Raw genomic sequence first — 16,943 nt, 5'->3', positions numbered from 1 at the left:
GGATGCTGTTCGGTCGTAGACATGACAAGATCGCCGATCTGCCGCGTGATCCGCGCGCCGACGACTACCCCATGCCGTTCGTTCCGCACGGGTGGTACGCCGTGCTGCGCAGCGCTGAGCTGCGGCCGGGCAAGGTGGTCAGCCTCCACTACTTCGGACGCGCACTCATCGCCTTCCGCGGAGCCGACGGCCGGGCGGCCGTGCGCGACGCCCACTGTCCCCACTACGGCGCACACCTGGGCGTCGGCGGCAAGGTGGTGGACGGCACCGTGGAGTGCCCGTTCCACGGATGGCGGTTCGGCGCCGACGGCCGCTGCACCCACGCCCCGTACGCGGTCAGGACCCCGAAGGTGTCCATCGGCGGGTTCCCTGTCCGTGAGCACAGCGGGCTCGTCTTCGTCCACACCGGACCGGCCACGCCGGAGTGGGAGGTCCCGGAGATCCCGGAGACGACGTCACGCGACTTCGCCTCACCCGTCGACGACGTGTGCCGTGCGCGTATCCACATCCAGGAGATGCGCGAGAACATCGTGGACGAGTCCCATTTCACCTTCATCCACGGCCAGGACGAACCGCCCGTCCTGGACCTGCGGCCGGACGGCCCCTTCGCGGAGGTCCGCAGCCGTTTCCGTCGCCGAGTTCTCGGCCGGTTCATCGACAACAGCTTCGACGTGTTCATGTACGGGCCGGGTGTGATGGTGGTGCGTGTCCACGGGGTGTTGCTGTCCCTGACCGCCGTCGCCCTCACCACGCCTGTCGACGACCGCACGAGCGAGATGCGGATGCTGTACTACATCCGCAAACCGGCCCGACTCCCGTTCCTGGCCCCCTTCCTCAAACTCGTCTTCCGGGCGGAGGCCCTGGCCGAGGTCCGCGAGGAGGTGCGGATCTGGGACCACAAGATCCACCAGCCGCGCCCCGTACTGCTCCCGCACGAAAAGGGCATCAGGGCGCTGCGCCGCTGGTACGCCCAGTTCTATCCGTCGGATGCATCAGTCGCCCCGGACGCCCCAGCCGACATGTCTCCGGTCGGGCAGCCGGGCGTCGCCGTCCCCGTCACGCGTGCCGACGGCGACGATCACGTCCCAGTCGGGCGCGCGTAACGGGATCGCCGCTGCCTTCGCTCTGCCGTTCAAAGTGATTCAGGGACGTTCACCGTCCCACTGTCCGTTGCTCACACGCCCGCCTCCACGAGGAACGAGCTGGGCTTGCCGGACCAGGAGACGTACAGGCTGTCGCGGGCCCTCGTGCGGGCGACGAACAGTAGGCAGCGTTCGGACGTCATGTCCGTCGCGTGCTGCTTGGGGTCCAGTTCGCCGCTCGGAGGGGGCGGGTGGATGGGTGGACGGCTCACGATCGGGGACCGCACGGCCGACGTGTCCGCCGCTCGCGCTGTACCACCGTCGCCCGAGCGCCTACTCGACGGACAGCGACGGCCGGATTCCTTCCGTCGACCCGCTCCGCGCCCGTGACAACGAGCCGCGCCGACGGGCTCCACAGGGGCGGCCGGGCGCTGACCGCGCTCAGCATGCATCAGACTGGTACGGTATTGCCGTACGACTGGCTGCGCTGTCACTCGGAGGTCAACGTGTCCATCTCGGCGAACGAGGCCCGGCAGCGCTTCTACCCGCTGATCCGGCAGGTCAACGAAGATCACGAACCGATAGAGGTCACCTCTCGCGAACACGGCGACATTGTGATCATGTCGGCCGAGGACTTCCGGTCTTGGCAGGAGACCGTCTACTTGCTCCGGTCGCCGCGTAACGCGCAGATCCTCATGGAGTCCATCGCGGAACTCGACGCCGGCCACGGGCAGGCCCGAGAACTGATCGAGACGGAGAACGAAGAGGGGCCCGCCGCGTGAAGGTCGTGTTCTCCGGCCGTGCGTGGGACCAGTACACGTTCTGGGCGACGGCCGATCCGAAAATCCTCAAGAGGATCAACCGGCTGATCAAGGAAATCCAGCGGACGCCGTTCGAGGGAGCGGGTAAGCCGGAACCGCTCAAAGAGAACCTCTCTGGATGGTGGTCCCGGAGGATCACGGACGAACACCGCCTCGTCTACCGCGTGAAGGATGAGGCCGTAGAGATCGCCCAGGCCCGGTATCACTACTAAAACGGCCTGTCTCATGTGGATTGGATGATCGCGAGCCCACCGCCCGAGCGGCGGGCTCGCGATTTTTCGGTACGTCGACCGCCTGGGCTGGATGCCCGGCATGAACATCACCAGCGACCAGGTGGCCAAGGACGCGGAACGGCACCGGGGCCTCGCGAAGAGGTTCTCCGGCTGAGAGCGCCTTACGCGGTCATCCTGGCCAGCCTCGTACTGAGGGACGTTCGCCGGTCGGGGGCCCGGCGTAGTGCCGGGCCCCGAGTCGGTCATACGTCGTCCAGCCCCTCCTCCCGGCGGATCATCCGCCAGGCTGCGCGGCGGGCGCTGCGGTCGAGGTTGGACAAGTTCCGCAGCACGTACGGTACGTGCGCGGTGTGGCTTTCGCATCATCTGGCTTGCTCATGCGGCACGGCAGCCCGCCGAGCACTCGCTCCGTCACCGACCCCGCATCGGCCGCACTGCGCATGCACTCTGACGCGGCCCTTCGAGGGATCCTCGCGTGGCGGTTCACCACAGCGCCGACCCGATCCACGCGGTCGCTCGCTCCGGAGGGGCATGGGTGTCGATGCCGAGAACGTGTATGACGCCAAGGCCGCCCTGAGGGCTGTGGACCCGGAGGGTGCGTTGGGCGTACCCGCCGGGCCGGGGATGGACGATCACCGCGCTCAGGGCGTCGGCGGGGGTGTATCCGGTGCTGTAGGTGAGGAGTTGGTGGACATCTCCTGCGCTGACGCCGTGGCGGTCGTAGCGCTTGTACTTGGCATCGATCGGCAGCAGTACGCGGTGTGTCGTGACCCGGCCGGGCAGGCTGAGCAGGACGTCCGGCCGGAACGTGGAGGTGTTGCCGAGATCCCCGCGGACGGTGATGCCGGTCCCGCCGCTGCTGGTGACGGGGTGGCCGCCGTGCGGGGCTGCGGCCTCGGTGGTGAGGCGCCGGACCACGGCTTCCCAGAGCGCGGGCATGGTCAGCAGGAGCCCGCCCGCGGTGGCGCCGTGGTCGGTGAGCAGGTCGGTCACGCCTCCGCCGCGCAGTAGCAGGCGGGCCCAGGCGTGGGCCGGGCGGTAACGGGCGTTGAGGCGTGTGTACCGGGTGCGGTCGAGGGTGCGCAGGGCGGCGGCCGGGGTGGTGGCCTGTGGGAACGCGCCTACGTTCCCGTGCAGGTCGCGGGCCAGCTCGGAGTCGGTGGTCATGGTGAGCGCGGCCTTCAGCGCGGTCCCGAGGACGCGGTTGTCCCAGATGTCCGTCTCCCGGTCGAAGGTGCGGACATGCAGCTGGTCCAGCTGGCCGTAGCGGCGGGTGGCCTGCGCGGCGACGTCCAGGCGTCCTCGCAGAACCGGTTCGAGGCTCTGGCGGCGGACGTAGTCACGGCGCAGGCCTTCCCGGACGAGCTTCTCGCACTCTTCGAGCAGGGCGGCGGCCACGAGGCCGGCGTAACCGTCGGGGCCCGTGCTCCAGCGCCTGGCCGTCGTCGGGACGGGGGAGCCGAGCGCGTAGGCGAGCCAGCTCATCAGCTGCTCTCCCGGGATGGCGAACTTGGGCGTGATGACCAGCCGGACCCGGTCCAGGACCAGCACGCCGACGGTCGCGTCCGCCTTGAGACGCCATCCGGTGCGGTCCGGGTGCAGGGTGAGGCAGCCGCGAGCCTGGAGGGCGTGCAGGCGGTCGAGGTCCCGGGAGGTGAGCTGTTCGCTGCCCAGCCGGGCCGACTCGTACTCGCCGAGCCGGATATCGGTGGGGTCAGGCATCGGGGCCCGGAGTGCCGCTGGTGAACTCGGTCGCCAGCGCGTTCGCGAGATCCTGGGCCGACATGAGCACGGGTCGTCCCGTGTCCTTGTCGACCAGGCTGCCGAGGATGCGGTGCAGCAGGTCGGCCCGGCCGAGGCAGTAGTCCTCCAGGAGAGGGATCACCTCGTGGTGGAAGGCCGCGGCGAGGTCCTCCTCGGCGGCGATCGGCTCCCCGTCGCGCAGTAGGTAGGCGTGCCCGATCTGGTGGTCGGCGTCGAGGTGGCGGGTGATACGGGTGTTGAGGGACTCGAAGAACGCCGCCAGGTCCAGCGGGCCGACCGTTCCGGAGACGGCGTCCGGGTCGGGGCCGACGGGCAGGAAGGCGAAGCGGCGGCGGACCGCGGCGTCCAGGTGGCTGATGCTGCGGTCGGCGGTGTTCATCGTGCCGATGATCCGGATGTTCGGCGGCACGGAGAAGGATCGCTTGCTGATGGGCAGCGAGACCGGAAGGTTCCGCTTGTCGAGTTCGAGAAGGGTGATCAGCTCGCCGAAGATCCGCGGCAGGTCGCCGCGGTTGATCTCGTCGATGATCAGCAGGAACGTCTGCTCGGGCCGGGCGGAGGCGTGGCTGCACAGCGCGTGGAACAGGCCGTCCGAGAGGGCGAGGGTGAGCCCGGGGCCGGTGGTGCTCAGGTCCGGTTTGAAGCCTTCGACGAAGTCCTCGTACCCGTACGAGGGGTGGAAGGTGACCAGCCGGAAACAGTCGCCGCGCAGCAACTCGGCCTGGAACTCGGCTCGTCGGCTGGAGTCGGCGCCGAGCACGTCCGCACGGCCGGCCAGGGCGAGGGCGGCGCCGAGCGCGAGCCGGGTCTTGCCGGTGCCGGGCGGGCCGTGCAGGATCACCTGACCCTTGCGGTCAAGCGCGTCCAGTACAGCTTGTACGTCCTCGGGGAGCGCGACCGGCGCGGCCTCCCGCGCCTGGTCCGAGCCCGGGTCGGAATCGGCCTGGTGCGCGGCGAACTTGGCGAAGAGGGACGGGTCGACCTTGGCGAAGGTTGTCCGCCAGCCGTGCTGGGGCTTCGACAGTTTCTGCGCGTGGGAGACGTCCCAGGCCACCGGAACGACATGCTGGAACTCCGGACGGTCGGCATCGAAGCGGTAGCTTCCGCTGACCGTGCCGGTGGCCAGGACCTCGTCCACTCCGCGGTTGGCCACGACCCGATCGCCCTCTTCCAGGTCACGGAAGGCCAGCAGTCGACGGGCGACGGTCAGACTGCCCCCGCTGCCGCGGGGCCAGTACGTATCCAGGGCCTGCTTCAGATCCGTGTCGCTCTGGTACAGGCCGAGGTCGCCGAGCTCGTCCCACCCGACGCAGATCAACCCGCGGTCCCGGCACTCCTCCCACAGGCGGCCGCGTTCACCCGGGGCGATCTTCCAGATGGTGCGCTGCCGGGGGCGCGGATCGAAGTGCGCGTACAGGAAGTGCATCACCTCCTGCCCCGTCCAGCCGTCGAACTCCTCGCGGGACCACACGAGTTCGAGCAGCCGGCGGTTGCTGCGCCAGGCGGGTGCGTCGGCCCCCACCGAGCCCCCGAGCAGGGTGACGAACCTGCGCAGATGCTCTGCTGCGTAGATGGGCAGGAAGTGCTGGGGGAAGTAGGTCGCGAGGGACTTCGTTACCAACGTCGGCCCGAAACGCAGCAGCTCGAGGTCGTCCACGGCGTCGAAGTCGCCTGCCGCCACGACGTCGAACGCCCGCACGAACTGCGCGCGCAGCTCTCCCCAGGCGTCCTGCGGGTCCATCCCGCGCAGGGGAGCGGCCAGCCGCCACTCGCCGGAGACGTGGTGGTACATGATGTGCTTTGCGGCGCTACCGCCCCTGATACTGCCCAGGTTGGGGGTGAGGAACTCCAGCAGCCGGCAGTATGTCGGCCCTGACCCGGCCGGTGCGGCCTGCCCGAGTGCGTAGCGCTCCAGTGGCAGCTTCGCCCACTCCTCGAGCGGAAAAAGTTCCAGCACCTGCTTGCGTTCGTTTTCGGCGGTCAACTCGACCTCGGCCACGGCCTTCCGGTCGAACTCCTTCGCCGTCGCATGCACATCCACCCCACCCGTCATGCAGACCATGATGCCCGACCTGGCGACAACGGCCCATGTCAGTAGAAAGGTTGAGCAAGTGCCTGCATGCGGCTTGGGCGGCCGGCAACATGTGGATCCCGATGACCCGGACTTCTCCCACCGAGTCGACGTGACCCTGCTTCCCAAGGCGACAGACGCGCTGTATCGCAATCCCGTGGGTCGGGATGACTTGAGGCTCGGCCAGGGCTGCCCCGCACCGGCCGGCGCACCGGCGGAAGCACCGGGAGCCCCGGCAGGCGCTCCAGGCACCTGGCTCGGCCAGGTGCGGTCGGTGCAGAAGGTGAAGCCGGAGGCGCTACGCGTCCTGCTGGCGCGGGCCGGTCTGTGGGACGGCTGACGGTGCGGGGGCTTCGGCCCGGCGGCTTCGCCCGGCCCGGAGCCCCGCCCGCGGTTCGCGTGACCAGGTCACCGTGCGTCATACGGCGGTGGAGCCGCCAGTGCGCTGAGCGGCCGCACCCCTGGCTATCGTGACCGGCATGCCGTCCAGGCTGGGAGCCGGCACCGGCCTGATCCGGACTTCACCAGTGCCCACGGTGACCAGGTCACCGTGCGTCATACGGCGGTGGAGCCGCCAGTGCGCTGAGCGGCCGCACCCCTGGCTATCGTGACCGGCATGCCGTCCAGGCTGGGAGCCGGCACCGGCCTGATCCGGACTTCACCAGTGCCCACAGCTGGTGAGGGCGTGACGAGAAGCAGCCCCGGCTGATACCTCGGCGTACGCTGCAATGCCTTGTAGCCGGGTTACGCCGCGTCAGCGTACGGGCACTCGAGGCGGACGGTACTCCGATTCCGATACACGCCCTGTGAAGACCCTGGGAGCACCGGGAGCGCTGGATGCAGCGGCCTGCAGCAACTCTGTTGGCACTCAACCCTGTTGCTAACGTTGCGCGCAACGTTGCTGATCGGAGTGGGGGGACGATGACGTTCAACGAGGAATGGGTGCAGCTGGTCTCGGAGGCCAGGCAGCGGCAGTCCACGGGGATGCGGCTCAATCAGCTCGAAGCGGGATCCGGTGGGTCGGGTGGTGCGGCCGGTCCGGACCTCGTCGTCACGCAGGACGACCTCGGGGCGGTCGGCCATGAGGCATTCCTGCTCCATGCCGAGCTGCGCAGGAAGGCCGACATGGTGAGCGCGGGCGCCGACAAGAACGGGGAGGGCTCGACTGCGCGGGCGGCCAAAGAATTCTCGGACCGCAACCTGACCATGGGCGGCGAGCTGTACACCACGCTGTCGGTCTGGGACTCGCAGGTCAAGACCGTCCTGCAGATGTGCGCACACATCTCGAACCACCTGGACTACTCGAAGAAGATGCACGCCAGCGAAGACGCGGCGATCGCGGCCACCATGCGCGGTCGGGACGGAACCGCCATGCCGGTTTCCGAGATCTCCAAGTACGTGAAGTGACAGGGAGGCGGGGCATCCCATGGGCACTTTCACCTATTCCGATCTCGTCGCACTGGACCTCGCCAGGCTGGAGACCGCGACCACCGACTGGAAGACGATGGTCAGCCAGCTCGCAAAGCTCCAGACCGACGTCAGAGACGGACTCCTGAAGAAGTCCGAGGGCGCCCGCTGGCAGGGTGTCAACGCCACCGTCACAAGGGACTTCGTACGCAGCACCGCCAAGGAGTGCGAGGATCTCCACACGGAGGCACAAAGCATCTGTAACGTGCTCGCCGACGCGTACACCGAGCTCTTGCAGGTCCAGAAACGGGCGAAGCACCTGACCGAGGAGGCCCGCAGAGGGAATCCGGACCGTACCCCCGACCCGGACCACGGCCTGCTGGTGATGGACGGTGAGAACGGGACGGTGAAGGTGATCGAGACGGTGTGCGATGCGAAGGGAACCTCACAGCGGACCAAGGACAGGATGCAGTGGTACGCCGACACCCTCACCGGCCTGGTCGCCCATGCCGCCGAGATCGACGCCGCGGTCACCCGGGCCTTGAGGAAGTCACATGGCGGCGACTCGCACAACGCCGGCCACGCCTCGTACACCTCGCTCGACGAGGACCAGCTGCCGCGTGCGATGAAGCTTGCCTCACTCGGCGAGGACGCGAACGACAAGCAGCGGGCCGAGCTGCGCCGGCTGTGGCAGTCGCTGAGCCCTCGGGCGCGCGGTGAGATGTGGGCGAACCAGAAGGACGATCTCCTCGCTGCCGGGATTCTCACGCCTCAGTCGAAGCGCATGGCCGCGGACCGAGGAGCGGGCGCGTACGACATCGAGTCCCCCACCGCACACGACCACTGGATCCAAGCGCAGGCCACGGCCATGTCCAACGCGGGCGACTTCGTCGGGAACACCGATGCCGCGTACCACATGGATCACTACCTCCGTGGCCTCGGAACCCCCGTGAACCTGGATGTCGACCGGATGCTCACGGACGACGAGACACTCAGACAGGCCGCGGAGTACTCCATCGCGGACGAGAAGGAGAGGTGGCGCCGGCAGGCTCTCGACGCGTTCGAGAAATCGGGGGGCAATCCAGTGTCCATCCCGGTGGAAACCCCGCCCCAGAGCTACACCCACAGTGACCGCAACTGGTATTTGGCAGTCGGAAGCGGCATGACGAACACAACAGGCCTGGTCACTGTCGTGCCCGGCGAGAACGGTGAGCCCCGGGTCAGTCTCGATTACCAGGTGAATGTGTGGGACCGGTACAACTGGGATCCAGGCAAGAAGACCCCCATCGGTCCGACCGAGGTGACCGACGCCGACATGGCCCGGCTGCACACCACGGGTCTGGCCAGAGAGTTCGACATGCGAGGCAGCGGATCGGTGCAACACCACGACCTCAGTTCCAACGGCAGCCTTCCCGACCCCGTGGACCCGGGGCGCGACGGAACACGTACCGATCCCGGGCGCAATGGGGACGCCCGATGACAGAGACACATCATCGGCCTCGCCCGAAGCGCGTCATTCCGGCCCTCGGCGTGTCGGTGCTCTGCTTGATCGGCCTGGCCCTCGCCGCCTGCTCAGCCGCCGAGTCCGGCGCGGCCGACAGGACGGGGAATGTTGCGCAATGGGACGACGAGGCCACACCCGCCACCGTCAGCCGGCAGATGAACATCGAGCTCCCGGTCAAGGCCACCGACCTCCGTGCCGCACTTCAAAACGGGTTCCAGGACGACGGGTTGCTGCTCACCTTCACGCTCCCCTCCTCGGAGACAGACGCGTTCGTGGAACAGCTACGACCTGAAAGAGAGTTGAGGCAGCGCGACAAGCCCCGCGAGAACTTCGTCAAGCCCATGACGCCCTTCTCCCACCTTGGACTCCCCGAACCCGAGTCGCTGCCGAATGTTCGGGAGGGGCAGGTTTGTGCCCCGTGCAGCGGTGACTTGAACTCTCTGGCCATCGCGGTGCACAGGCTGGACGACAGCAACAGCCGCGTTTATCTGCGGGGAGTTGACTGAAGGCAAGCTTCCGCGCACGGAAGTGGGTTCGTACCATGGGGAAGTTGGGGATGTTCCCACTCGTCGGTGAGGCGGAAGTCGCGGCCGTGCAGGGCGGCGTTCGAGTCGAGCCCAACGGGACAGCCGGCTCGCGGATACCCGCCGGACAACGACCGAACCGGGAGCGCGACCGTGACCGCACCGCATGTGGAGCCGCATGCCGGTGAGCCACTCATTCCCATGCCCGCCCTCACCCCCGATGCACTGCGTGCCGCGGTCGAACGACTGACGCCGAGCCGTATGCAGGCATTCGTCCGTGATCTCGTCGACGCGACCACCAGCGCTCAGCAAGGCCAGTCCCTCGCGCCGCTGCGCACCTTCGCCCACACGTGGGGTGTGTTCGTCGCGATCCAGCGGTACCCCTCACGGGCCGCACGCCTGCGGCACCTGGAGGAGGTCGTGAGCGCCGGTGTCGAGGACCCGGCGGACGCCATCGCAGAGATCAGGAAGATCCACGCAGACGCGGAGGCCGAGTCCGGGCTGTGACCGACTGGAAGTGGGACTACAACCCGAGCGAGGAGTAGCTGACCGCTGGGCTCCCTGTCGGCGTGATCGCTGAAGTGGAGCGGATCGCGACCGAACTCGCCGCACCTGGGATCGACGCGGAAACGGCGGGCAGCAGGCCGGAGGACAAGCCTGGCGGCTTGAGGAATTTCCCCATCTTCGGTGGACGCGGCTTCATCCAGTTCCTCGCGGTCCCTCGACACGAGTGCGTCTACGTCTGCAACATCGTCTGGAACGGGTGCGTGATCGGCCCGGCCGCCGCGGCCTTCGCCGTCGTACGGACGCGGGCCGCACGCTCGTAGCCGAACAAGAAAACGAAGGGCCCGGATCGCTGATGATCCGGACCCTTCGCCGTAGACCGACCGCCTACCGCCCGACCAGCTCCAGCACCTGCTCCTCCGCCTGCTCCTCCACCGGGGCCTGAGCCTCCTCGGTGACGCGGGATGTCCGCAGCAGCCACAGCACGTCCCGTCCGAACGACCACACCAGCAGGCCCAGCGCCAGCAGCGTCACCCCGAAGCCCGCCACCCACGGCAGCAGGCTCGACGCCGCCAGCAGCAGGCAGATGCCCTGCATCGCGGCCACCGTCTTGCGGGCCGTGCTCGGCGGGAGCGGGGCGTTGAGCCACGGCCACACGCGGGCCGCGGCGACGAAGGCGTAGCGCATGCCGCCGATCAGCAGGACCCAGGGGCCGAGCTGCATGGAGACGTACACGCTGAGCACGAGGATCAGGAAGGCGTCGACCTCCATGTCGAACCGGGCGCCCAGGGCCGTGGAGGTGCCCGTGCGGCGGGCGACCTTGCCGTCGACGCCGTCGAGGATCAGGGCCACGGCCGTCAGGACGACGAACAGGGTCACCGGCGGTGAGCTCTCGAAGGAGTCCGCGACCAGTGCCGTCACCCCGCCGACCAGCGTCGCCCGTCCGAGGGTCACCCGGTTGGCCGGGCCGAAGGAGCGCAGCCGAGAGCGGTGCAGTGCCCGGGAGAGGACGGCCCAGGTGGCGATGGCGAAGACGAGGCCGGTCAGCCAGCCCGCCGGCCCCATGCCGATCGCCGTGCCGAGCAGGGCCAGCAACAGGATCTGCACGCCCGCTCCCACAGCGGTCTCCTGCTGGACCAGCCTTGCGTCGTAAGTGTTGTTCAGGGCCACCGCAGATCCTCCGGCCGTGTGACAGAGTCGATCAACGCCGCGTACTGTGCGCGGCCTGTGCACACCTCGGTACGTGAACAACTTCCGGATCGTTCAGGAGGACGCCGATGAACCGCACCGCACGTGCGTTCTGGCTCAACTCTCCGGGTGAGGGCGAGATACGTGAGGTCGCCCTTCCGGACCCGTCCGAGGGCGAGGTGCTGGTCCGCGCCCTGTGGTCCGGGGTCAGCCGCGGGACGGAGACCCTCGTCTTCCGCGGCGGTGTACCGGAGAGCCAGCACGCGGCCATGCGGGCGCCGTTCCAGGAGGGCGACTTTCCGGCGCCCGTGAAGTACGGCTACCTGAGCGTGGGAGTGGTGGAGGAGGGGCCGGACGATCTCGTCGGACGTACGGTCTTCTGCCTCTACCCGCACCAGACCCGTTACGTCGTCCCCGTGAGCGCCGTGACGCCCGTCCCCGCGAGCGTGCCCGCCGAGCGGGCGGTCCTCGCCGGCACCGTGGAGACCGCCGTCAACGCGCTGTGGGACGCGGCACCCCTGGTCGGCGACCGGATCGCCGTGGTCGGCGGCGGCATGGTCGGCTGCTCGGTGGCCGCCCTGCTGGCCCGCTTCCCCGGCGTGCGCGTGCAACTGGTCGACGCCGATCCCGGACGGGCCAAGACCGCCGAGGCGCTCGGCGTCGGCTTCGCCCTGCCGGAGGACGCCCTGGGCGAGTGCGACCTCGTCGTGCACGCCAGCGCCACCGAGCAGGGCCTCGCCCGGTCCCTGGAGCTGCTCAGCGCCGAAGGCACGGTCCTCGAACTGAGCTGGTACGGCGACCGGCAGGTCAGCCTGCCGCTGGGGGAGGCGTTCCACTCGCGGCGGCTCGTCATCCGCAGCAGCCAGGTCGGCACCGTCTCCCCGGCCCGCCGCTCCAGCCGTACCTACGCCGACCGGCTCGCCCTCGCCCTCGACCTGCTCGCCGACCCGGCGCTCGACGCCCTGGTCACGGGGGAGAGCGCCTTCGAGGAACTGCCCGAGGTGATGCCGAAACTCGCCTCCGGGGAGATCCCCGCGCTCTGTCACCGCGTCAGGTACGGAGACAACAACCGACGCAGCAGTTCAATCCCGTACGACAAGAGCGCCTGACCTGAGAAAAGAGTGAGGGACGGCTGAACACGGGGAAGCGGAGAGCCGTACTACACGGCATCCCCCGGCAGGGTTCAGCCGGAGGACCAGACGCGCCGCACCTGGAGGGTCGTCCGTTGTTCAGTGTCACCGTCCGCGATCACATCATGATCGCCCACAGCTTCCGCGGCGAGGTCTTCGGACCCGCGCAGCGCCTGCACGGAGCGACGTTCCTGGTGGACGCCACGTTCCGGCGTGAACAGCTGGACGACGACAACATCGTCGTGGACATCGGGCTGGCCACCCAGGAACTCGGCGCCGTGGTCAGCGAGCTGAACTACAGAAACCTCGACAACGAGCCCGACTTCGCCGGGATCAACACCTCGACGGAGTTCCTGGCGAAGGTGATCGCCGACCGGCTCGCCGAGCGGATCCACAAGGGCGCTCTGGGCGAGGGCGCCAGGGGCATCGCGGGCATCACCGTCACCCTGCACGAGTCGCACGTCGCCTGGGCGAGTTACGAGCGTGCGCTGTGACCGACGTGACCCTGGAGAAGGCCCCGACCGTGCAGCACGTCCCGACGGTGCCGAAGGCGTCCCTCGCCTACGTGCCCGTGCAGCACTCCGCGCTCAAGAACGCCGAGATCATCCCCATGTCCCTGCGCTCCGTGCACTTCGTCATGCCGGGCGGCGTCGACGACCCGGCCGCGCCGAGCGGCGGCAACGCCTACGACCGGCGTGTCTGCCTGGACCTGCCCGGCTTCGGCTGGCAGGTGCACAAGCACCTCGTGGACGGAGCGTGGCCCCGCCCGGGAGCCGCCGCCCGTGCGGAACTCGCGCGCACCCTGCGCGAGTTGCCGGACGGCACCGTCGTCCTCCTCGACGGGCTCGTCGCCTGCGGCGTTCCCGAGATCGTCGTCCCGGAGGCGGACCGGCTGCGGCTCGCCGTCCTGGTCCACCTCCCGCTGGGCGACGAGCGCGGACTCGCTCCGGAGGTGGCCGCCGAACTGGACGCCAAGGAGCGTGCCGTACTGCGGGCGGTCCCCGCCGTGATCGGCACCAGCGAGTGGGCCGTGCGCCGCCTCGTCTCCCACCACGGGCTCGCCCCGGAGCGGGTGCACGCGGCCGCACCCGGCGCGGACATCGCGCCCCTCGCCTCCGGCACGGACGGCGTGTCGCGGCTGCTGTGCGTCGCCGCCGTGACCCCGCGCAAGGGCCAGCACCGGCTGGTCGAGGCGCTGGCCGCGGTGACCGACCTGCCGTGGAGCTGCGTGTGCGTGGGCGGCCTCGGGCAGGACCCGGAGTACGTCGCCCATCTGCGCGGCCTGATAAGGAAGTACGGCCTCGAGGACCGGCTGGAGCTGGCCGGACCGCAGGCCGGCGCCGAACTCGACGCCAGTTACGCCGCGGCCGACCTGATGGTCCTGACCTCGTACGCCGAGACGTACGGCATGGCGGTGACCGAGGCCCTCGCCCGCGGCATCCCGGTCCTCGCGACGGACGTCGGCGGTCTCCCCGAGGCGGTCGGGCGCGCCCCCGACGGCGGCGTCCCCGGCATCCTCGTCCCGCCGGAGGACCCGGCGGCCCTGGCCGCCGAACTGCGCGGCTGGTTCGGCGAGGCGGACGTACGGCGTCGCCTCAAGGCCGCCGCACGCGGCCGCCGAGCGGCCCTGAACGGCTGGGCGACCACCGCCCAGAGCCTGGCCGGTGTCCTGAGCCGGCTCCCCAGCGAACCCCGGAGTGCGGCATGAGGAAGACGACGGTGACCCCGGCGGACGTGGCCCGGACGACCGGGGGCGTTCCGGCACAGCCGGGACCCAGGAGCGGCATGACCATCACCGGAAGCGGATCGAAGGACGTCATCGCCGGTGCCGGACCGGTCACCGGCCCCGGGGAGCGCCCCACCGTACGGCTGCGGGACACAGGTTCCGACGAGCCGCCGCGGTACGCCCCCGAGTGGCTCGAACTGCGGGAGAGCGCCGACGCGGGCGCGCGGGCGGTGGACCTGCTGGATCCGTTGCGCATCCGGCTCGCCAACCTGCCCGGGAAGGCCGGCGGACTGGTCGTCCACGACCTGGGCTGCGGCACCGGCTCGATGGGACGCTGGCTCGCTCCCCGCCTCGACGGCGCCCAGCACTGGATCCTGCACGACCGCGACCCCTACCTCCTGCACTTCGCCGCCGTCGCCTCTCCGCGCTCCGCCGCCGACGGCAGCCGGGTCACGGTCGAGACGCGGCGCGGCGACGTCGCCCGCCTCACCCCGGACGCCCTGGCCGGTGCCTCGCTGGTGACGGCCTCTGCGCTCCTGGACGTCCTCACCCGTGAGGAGGTCGAGACCCTCGCCGCCGCCTGCGCGGGCGCGGGCTGCCCGGCGCTGCTGACGCTGTCCGTGGCCGGACGCGTCGACCTCACCCCCGGCGACCCGATGGACGCGGAGATCGCCGCGGCCTTCAACGACCACCAGCGGCGCACCGGCCTCCTCGGCCCCGACGCGATCACGGTCGCCTGCGAGGCCTTCTCCGAGCGCGGCGCGACGGTCAAGGTGCACCCGAGCCCCTGGCGGCTCGGCCCCGACGAGTCCGCGCTGACGGCCCAGTGGCTGCGCGGCTGGGTCGGCGCCGCGATCGAGCAGCGGCCCGAGCTGCGGCCCCGCGCCGAGAAGTACCTGGCGGGCCGCCTGGCGGCCTGCGCCGCGGGCGAGCTGCGCGTCACCGTCCACCACAGCGACCTGCTGGCGCTGGCCCGGCCGACGGGCGGGGCGTCATGAGCGTGGAGACGGTGCGGGCGCGGCTGACGGGGGACGACGTCCCAGGTCCGCTCGTGTGGGGCGAGGGGACCGCGCACCTCGTGCCGGCCAGGCCGGCCCGCCCGCCGCTCCGCGCGGGAGCCGCCGTCTCCGGGCACCGCATCGGTGTGATCGTGTCCCGGCCCCGGCCGGACGCCACCCCGAAGACCTCCCGCCTCCGCGCCGTCCTCAACTCCCGTGCCCTGCGCACCCACTTCGGCACGGCCGCCGGTGTCGTCATCCTCGCCGTCCTGCTGTGGCGCATGGGCACCGGCGTCCTGCTGGACGGACTGCGCCGGATCGACCTGGTGACGCTGCTCGCCGGGCTCGGGATCGGGCTCGTCACCACCGTGTTCAGCGCCTGGCGCTGGGCGCTCGTGGCCCGGGGGCTGCGGATCCGGCTGCCGTTCGGGGCGGCGGTCGCCGACTACTACCGCGCGCTGTTCCTGAACGCGGCCCTGCCGGGCGGTGTCCTCGGCGATGTGCACCGGGCGGTGCGGCACGGGCAGAGCGAGGGCGACCTCGGGCGCGGAGTGCGCGCGGTGGTCCTCGAGCGCACCGCGGGGCAGATCGTGCTGGCCGTCGCCGGAGTAACGGTCCTGCTCGTCCTGCCCTCACCCGTCATGGCGGACGTACGGCACTTCGTTCCGCTCGCAGCCCTCGCCGCGGTCGGCGCGGTCGCCGTGGTCCTCGCCCTGCGGATGAACCGCGCGCCCTCCGCCTCCCGTCGCGGGCGTGCGCTGCGGGCGGGGCTCGCCGAGGCGCGCGAGGGGCTGCTGTCCCGTCGCAACGGGCCGGGCGTCGCGGTGTCGTCGGTCGTCGTCCTCGCCGGGCACATCGCGATGTTCGTGGTCGCCGCACGGGTCGCCGGCTCCGGCGCCTCCGTCCTCGCGCTGCTGCCGATGGCGGTCCTCGCCCTGCTCGCCATGGGTCTGCCCCTCAACGTCGGCGGCTGGGGGCCCCGGGAGGGTGTCACCGCCTGGGCGTTCGGCGCCGCCGGACTCGGCGCGAGCAGCGGACTGGCCGTCGCCGTCGTTTACGGCGTGCTCAGCTTCGTGGCCGCCCTGCCGGGCGCACTCGTGCTGGTGGCCCGCTGGTACACGGGCCTGCGCGCCGGTTCCGGGCCCGCCGTGACCGCCCGGGAACCGGACGCCGCGGACGACTATCCGCGCCCGCTTTCCGGGGTGCCGTCGGCCGAAGTCAGCAGCGAGAAATACGCGCCGAAGGAATCGGCGAGGCTCGCCAGGAGTTCCTTCCCCTTTTCCGCGGATCCGAGGGAGGGACGGCCGATGACGCCCGAATCGGTATAGGCGGACATCCCCACGGTGAGCAGATGACGTCGGTCGTCCGCGGTGAAATCGGCGGACTCATAGCCGGGACGGACCAATTCGGGATGAGCGTGCAGCAGGACGGAGGTCTCGATTTCCCCCGCGTGCATGTCGGTGAGCAGCGAGGTCGACACCCCGGCCCGCTGCCGCGCCGTCTCCCAGTCCTCCGGGGCCGGGAAGAGCGCCATCCGCTCGCCGCGCGCCGACGACTCCTGCACGGCATTGCCCAGGACGTAGTTCCCGCCGTGCGCGTTGACCAGCACCAGGGCCTCGACGCCCGAGCGGCGCAGTGACGCCGCGATGTCCCCTACCACCGCGTGAAGGGTCACGGAGGAGATGCTGACGGTTCCCGGCCAGGCAGCGTGCTCGTGCGAGCAGGCGATGGTCACCGGCGGAAGGAGGTGCACCGGGTACGCTGCGGCGATCTCCCGGGCGATGGCGCAGGCGACCAGTGTGTCGGTCGCCAGCGGAAGGAACGGACCGTGCTGCTCGAAGCTTCCGACGGGAAGGACCGCGACCTGCGTTGAGACGTCCGCACCTCGCGTCCGTACGTCTTCCGTAGTGTCCGTCGGCACCAGACCGTACGCCGCCGACCGTATTCCCGTACCACTCATCTTTTCACGGCCTTTCATCTCTGCTTAGGAA

The 16,943-nt window shown here is 70.2% G+C and carries 17 protein-coding genes and 2 pseudogenes; 14 read left to right on the top strand and 5 right to left on the bottom strand.

The window, feature by feature from the left end:
- Positions 1-2 precede the first annotated feature (2 nt).
- Positions 3-1,103: a Rieske 2Fe-2S domain-containing protein gene (locus tag ABZO29_RS09560; protein WP_367319707.1), complete on the top strand. Its 1,101-nt coding sequence runs from the start codon at positions 3-5 to the stop codon at positions 1,101-1,103.
- Between the two features lie 71 nt (positions 1,104-1,174).
- Here ABZO29_RS09560 and ABZO29_RS09555 read toward each other — a convergent pair.
- Positions 1,175-1,315: pseudogene (locus tag ABZO29_RS09555) on the bottom strand (DNA helicase); the annotation flags it as partial.
- Between the two features lie 273 nt (positions 1,316-1,588).
- Here ABZO29_RS09555 and ABZO29_RS09550 point away from each other — a divergent pair.
- Positions 1,589-1,864, top strand: coding sequence for a type II toxin-antitoxin system Phd/YefM family antitoxin (locus tag ABZO29_RS09550; RefSeq protein WP_367326092.1), 276 nt, complete (start codon positions 1,589-1,591; stop codon positions 1,862-1,864).
- Entirely contained in the window at positions 1,861-2,115 is a 255-nt protein-coding gene (locus tag ABZO29_RS09545) for a Txe/YoeB family addiction module toxin (protein WP_367319706.1), read from the top strand. The genes ABZO29_RS09550 and ABZO29_RS09545 overlap by 4 nt, the downstream gene beginning before the upstream one ends.
- A gap of 504 nt (positions 2,116-2,619) precedes the next feature.
- Here the strand turns inward: ABZO29_RS09545 and ABZO29_RS09540 are convergent.
- Positions 2,620-3,858, bottom strand: a complete 1,239-nt coding sequence (locus ABZO29_RS09540) for an McrC family protein (RefSeq protein WP_367319705.1) — start codon at positions 3,856-3,858, stop codon at positions 2,620-2,622.
- Entirely contained in the window at positions 3,851-5,953 is a 2,103-nt protein-coding gene (locus tag ABZO29_RS09535; RefSeq protein WP_367319704.1) for an AAA family ATPase, read from the bottom strand. Before ABZO29_RS09535 ends, ABZO29_RS09540 begins: the two co-directional genes overlap by 8 nt.
- Between ABZO29_RS09535 and ABZO29_RS09530 the strand changes: the two genes are divergently transcribed.
- The 6 genes from ABZO29_RS09530 to ABZO29_RS09505 all read left to right on the top strand — a co-directional run bounded on the left by ABZO29_RS09530 (position 5,952) and on the right by ABZO29_RS09505 (position 10,233).
- The gene (locus tag ABZO29_RS09530; protein ID WP_367319703.1) at positions 5,952-6,311 is read left to right on the top strand and encodes a hypothetical protein; all 360 of its coding nucleotides are present in this window, start codon (positions 5,952-5,954) and stop codon (positions 6,309-6,311) included. The two genes, ABZO29_RS09535 and ABZO29_RS09530, sit on opposite strands and share 2 nt — an antisense overlap.
- Before the next feature lie 581 nt (positions 6,312-6,892).
- Positions 6,893-7,378 (top strand): hypothetical protein, encoded by a 486-nt coding sequence (locus ABZO29_RS09525; protein ID WP_367319702.1) that lies wholly within the window; start codon positions 6,893-6,895, stop codon positions 7,376-7,378.
- A gap of 19 nt (positions 7,379-7,397) precedes the next feature.
- Positions 7,398-8,858 (top strand): hypothetical protein, encoded by a 1,461-nt coding sequence (locus ABZO29_RS09520; protein ID WP_367319701.1) that lies wholly within the window; start codon positions 7,398-7,400, stop codon positions 8,856-8,858.
- Positions 8,859-8,923: 65 nt separating this feature from the next.
- The gene (locus ABZO29_RS09515; RefSeq protein WP_367319700.1) at positions 8,924-9,388 is read left to right on the top strand and encodes a hypothetical protein; all 465 of its coding nucleotides are present in this window, start codon (positions 8,924-8,926) and stop codon (positions 9,386-9,388) included.
- Positions 9,389-9,559: 171 nt separating this feature from the next.
- Positions 9,560-9,913, top strand: a complete 354-nt coding sequence (locus tag ABZO29_RS09510; RefSeq protein ID WP_367319699.1) for a DUF6247 family protein — start codon at positions 9,560-9,562, stop codon at positions 9,911-9,913.
- Between the two features lie 62 nt (positions 9,914-9,975).
- A complete protein-coding gene (locus tag ABZO29_RS09505; RefSeq protein ID WP_367319698.1) occupies positions 9,976-10,233 on the top strand; it encodes a hypothetical protein in 258 nt (85 codons plus the stop codon).
- A gap of 64 nt (positions 10,234-10,297) precedes the next feature.
- Here ABZO29_RS09505 and ABZO29_RS09500 read toward each other — a convergent pair whose 3' ends face one another.
- Positions 10,298-11,080: a CDP-alcohol phosphatidyltransferase family protein gene (locus tag ABZO29_RS09500; protein ID WP_367319697.1), complete on the bottom strand. Its 783-nt coding sequence runs from the start codon at positions 11,078-11,080 to the stop codon at positions 10,298-10,300.
- A gap of 107 nt (positions 11,081-11,187) precedes the next feature.
- Here ABZO29_RS09500 and ABZO29_RS09495 point away from each other — a divergent pair, with 107 nt between their 5' ends.
- The 5 genes and pseudogenes from ABZO29_RS09495 to ABZO29_RS09475 form a co-directional block, all read left to right on the top strand.
- Positions 11,188-12,207 carry an NAD(P)-binding protein gene (locus ABZO29_RS09495; RefSeq protein ID WP_367319696.1) on the top strand — a complete coding sequence of 340 codons (1,020 nt, stop codon included), beginning with the start codon at positions 11,188-11,190 and terminating at the stop codon, positions 12,205-12,207.
- Between the two features lie 116 nt (positions 12,208-12,323).
- Positions 12,324-12,722: a 6-pyruvoyl tetrahydropterin synthase family protein gene (locus ABZO29_RS09490; protein WP_367319695.1), complete on the top strand. Its 399-nt coding sequence runs from the start codon at positions 12,324-12,326 to the stop codon at positions 12,720-12,722.
- A 29-nt stretch (positions 12,723-12,751) separates the two neighbouring features.
- Positions 12,752-13,936: a glycosyltransferase family 4 protein gene (locus tag ABZO29_RS09485; protein WP_367326091.1), complete on the top strand. Its 1,185-nt coding sequence runs from the start codon at positions 12,752-12,754 to the stop codon at positions 13,934-13,936.
- A 77-nt stretch (positions 13,937-14,013) separates the two neighbouring features.
- Positions 14,014-14,952, top strand: a complete 939-nt coding sequence (locus tag ABZO29_RS09480) for a class I SAM-dependent methyltransferase (protein ID WP_367319694.1) — start codon at positions 14,014-14,016, stop codon at positions 14,950-14,952.
- Positions 14,949-16,031 (top strand): annotated as a pseudogene (locus ABZO29_RS09475) (YbhN family protein); the annotation flags it as partial. The gene ABZO29_RS09480 and the pseudogene ABZO29_RS09475, both read left to right, overlap by 4 nt.
- Positions 16,032-16,132: 101 nt before the next feature.
- Here the strand turns inward: ABZO29_RS09475 and ABZO29_RS09470 are convergent.
- Positions 16,133-16,912, bottom strand: a complete 780-nt coding sequence (locus ABZO29_RS09470) for a creatininase family protein (protein WP_367319693.1) — start codon at positions 16,910-16,912, stop codon at positions 16,133-16,135.
- Between the last annotated feature and the right edge of the window lie 31 nt (positions 16,913-16,943).

It is taken from the genome of Streptomyces sp. HUAS ZL42 (assembly GCF_040782645.1).
In the GTDB taxonomy this organism is placed as follows: Bacteria; Actinomycetota; Actinomycetes; order Streptomycetales; family Streptomycetaceae; genus Streptomyces.
The sequence above is the reverse complement of the archived record's forward strand: the minus strand, read 5'-3'. Positions and strand labels throughout refer to the sequence as shown.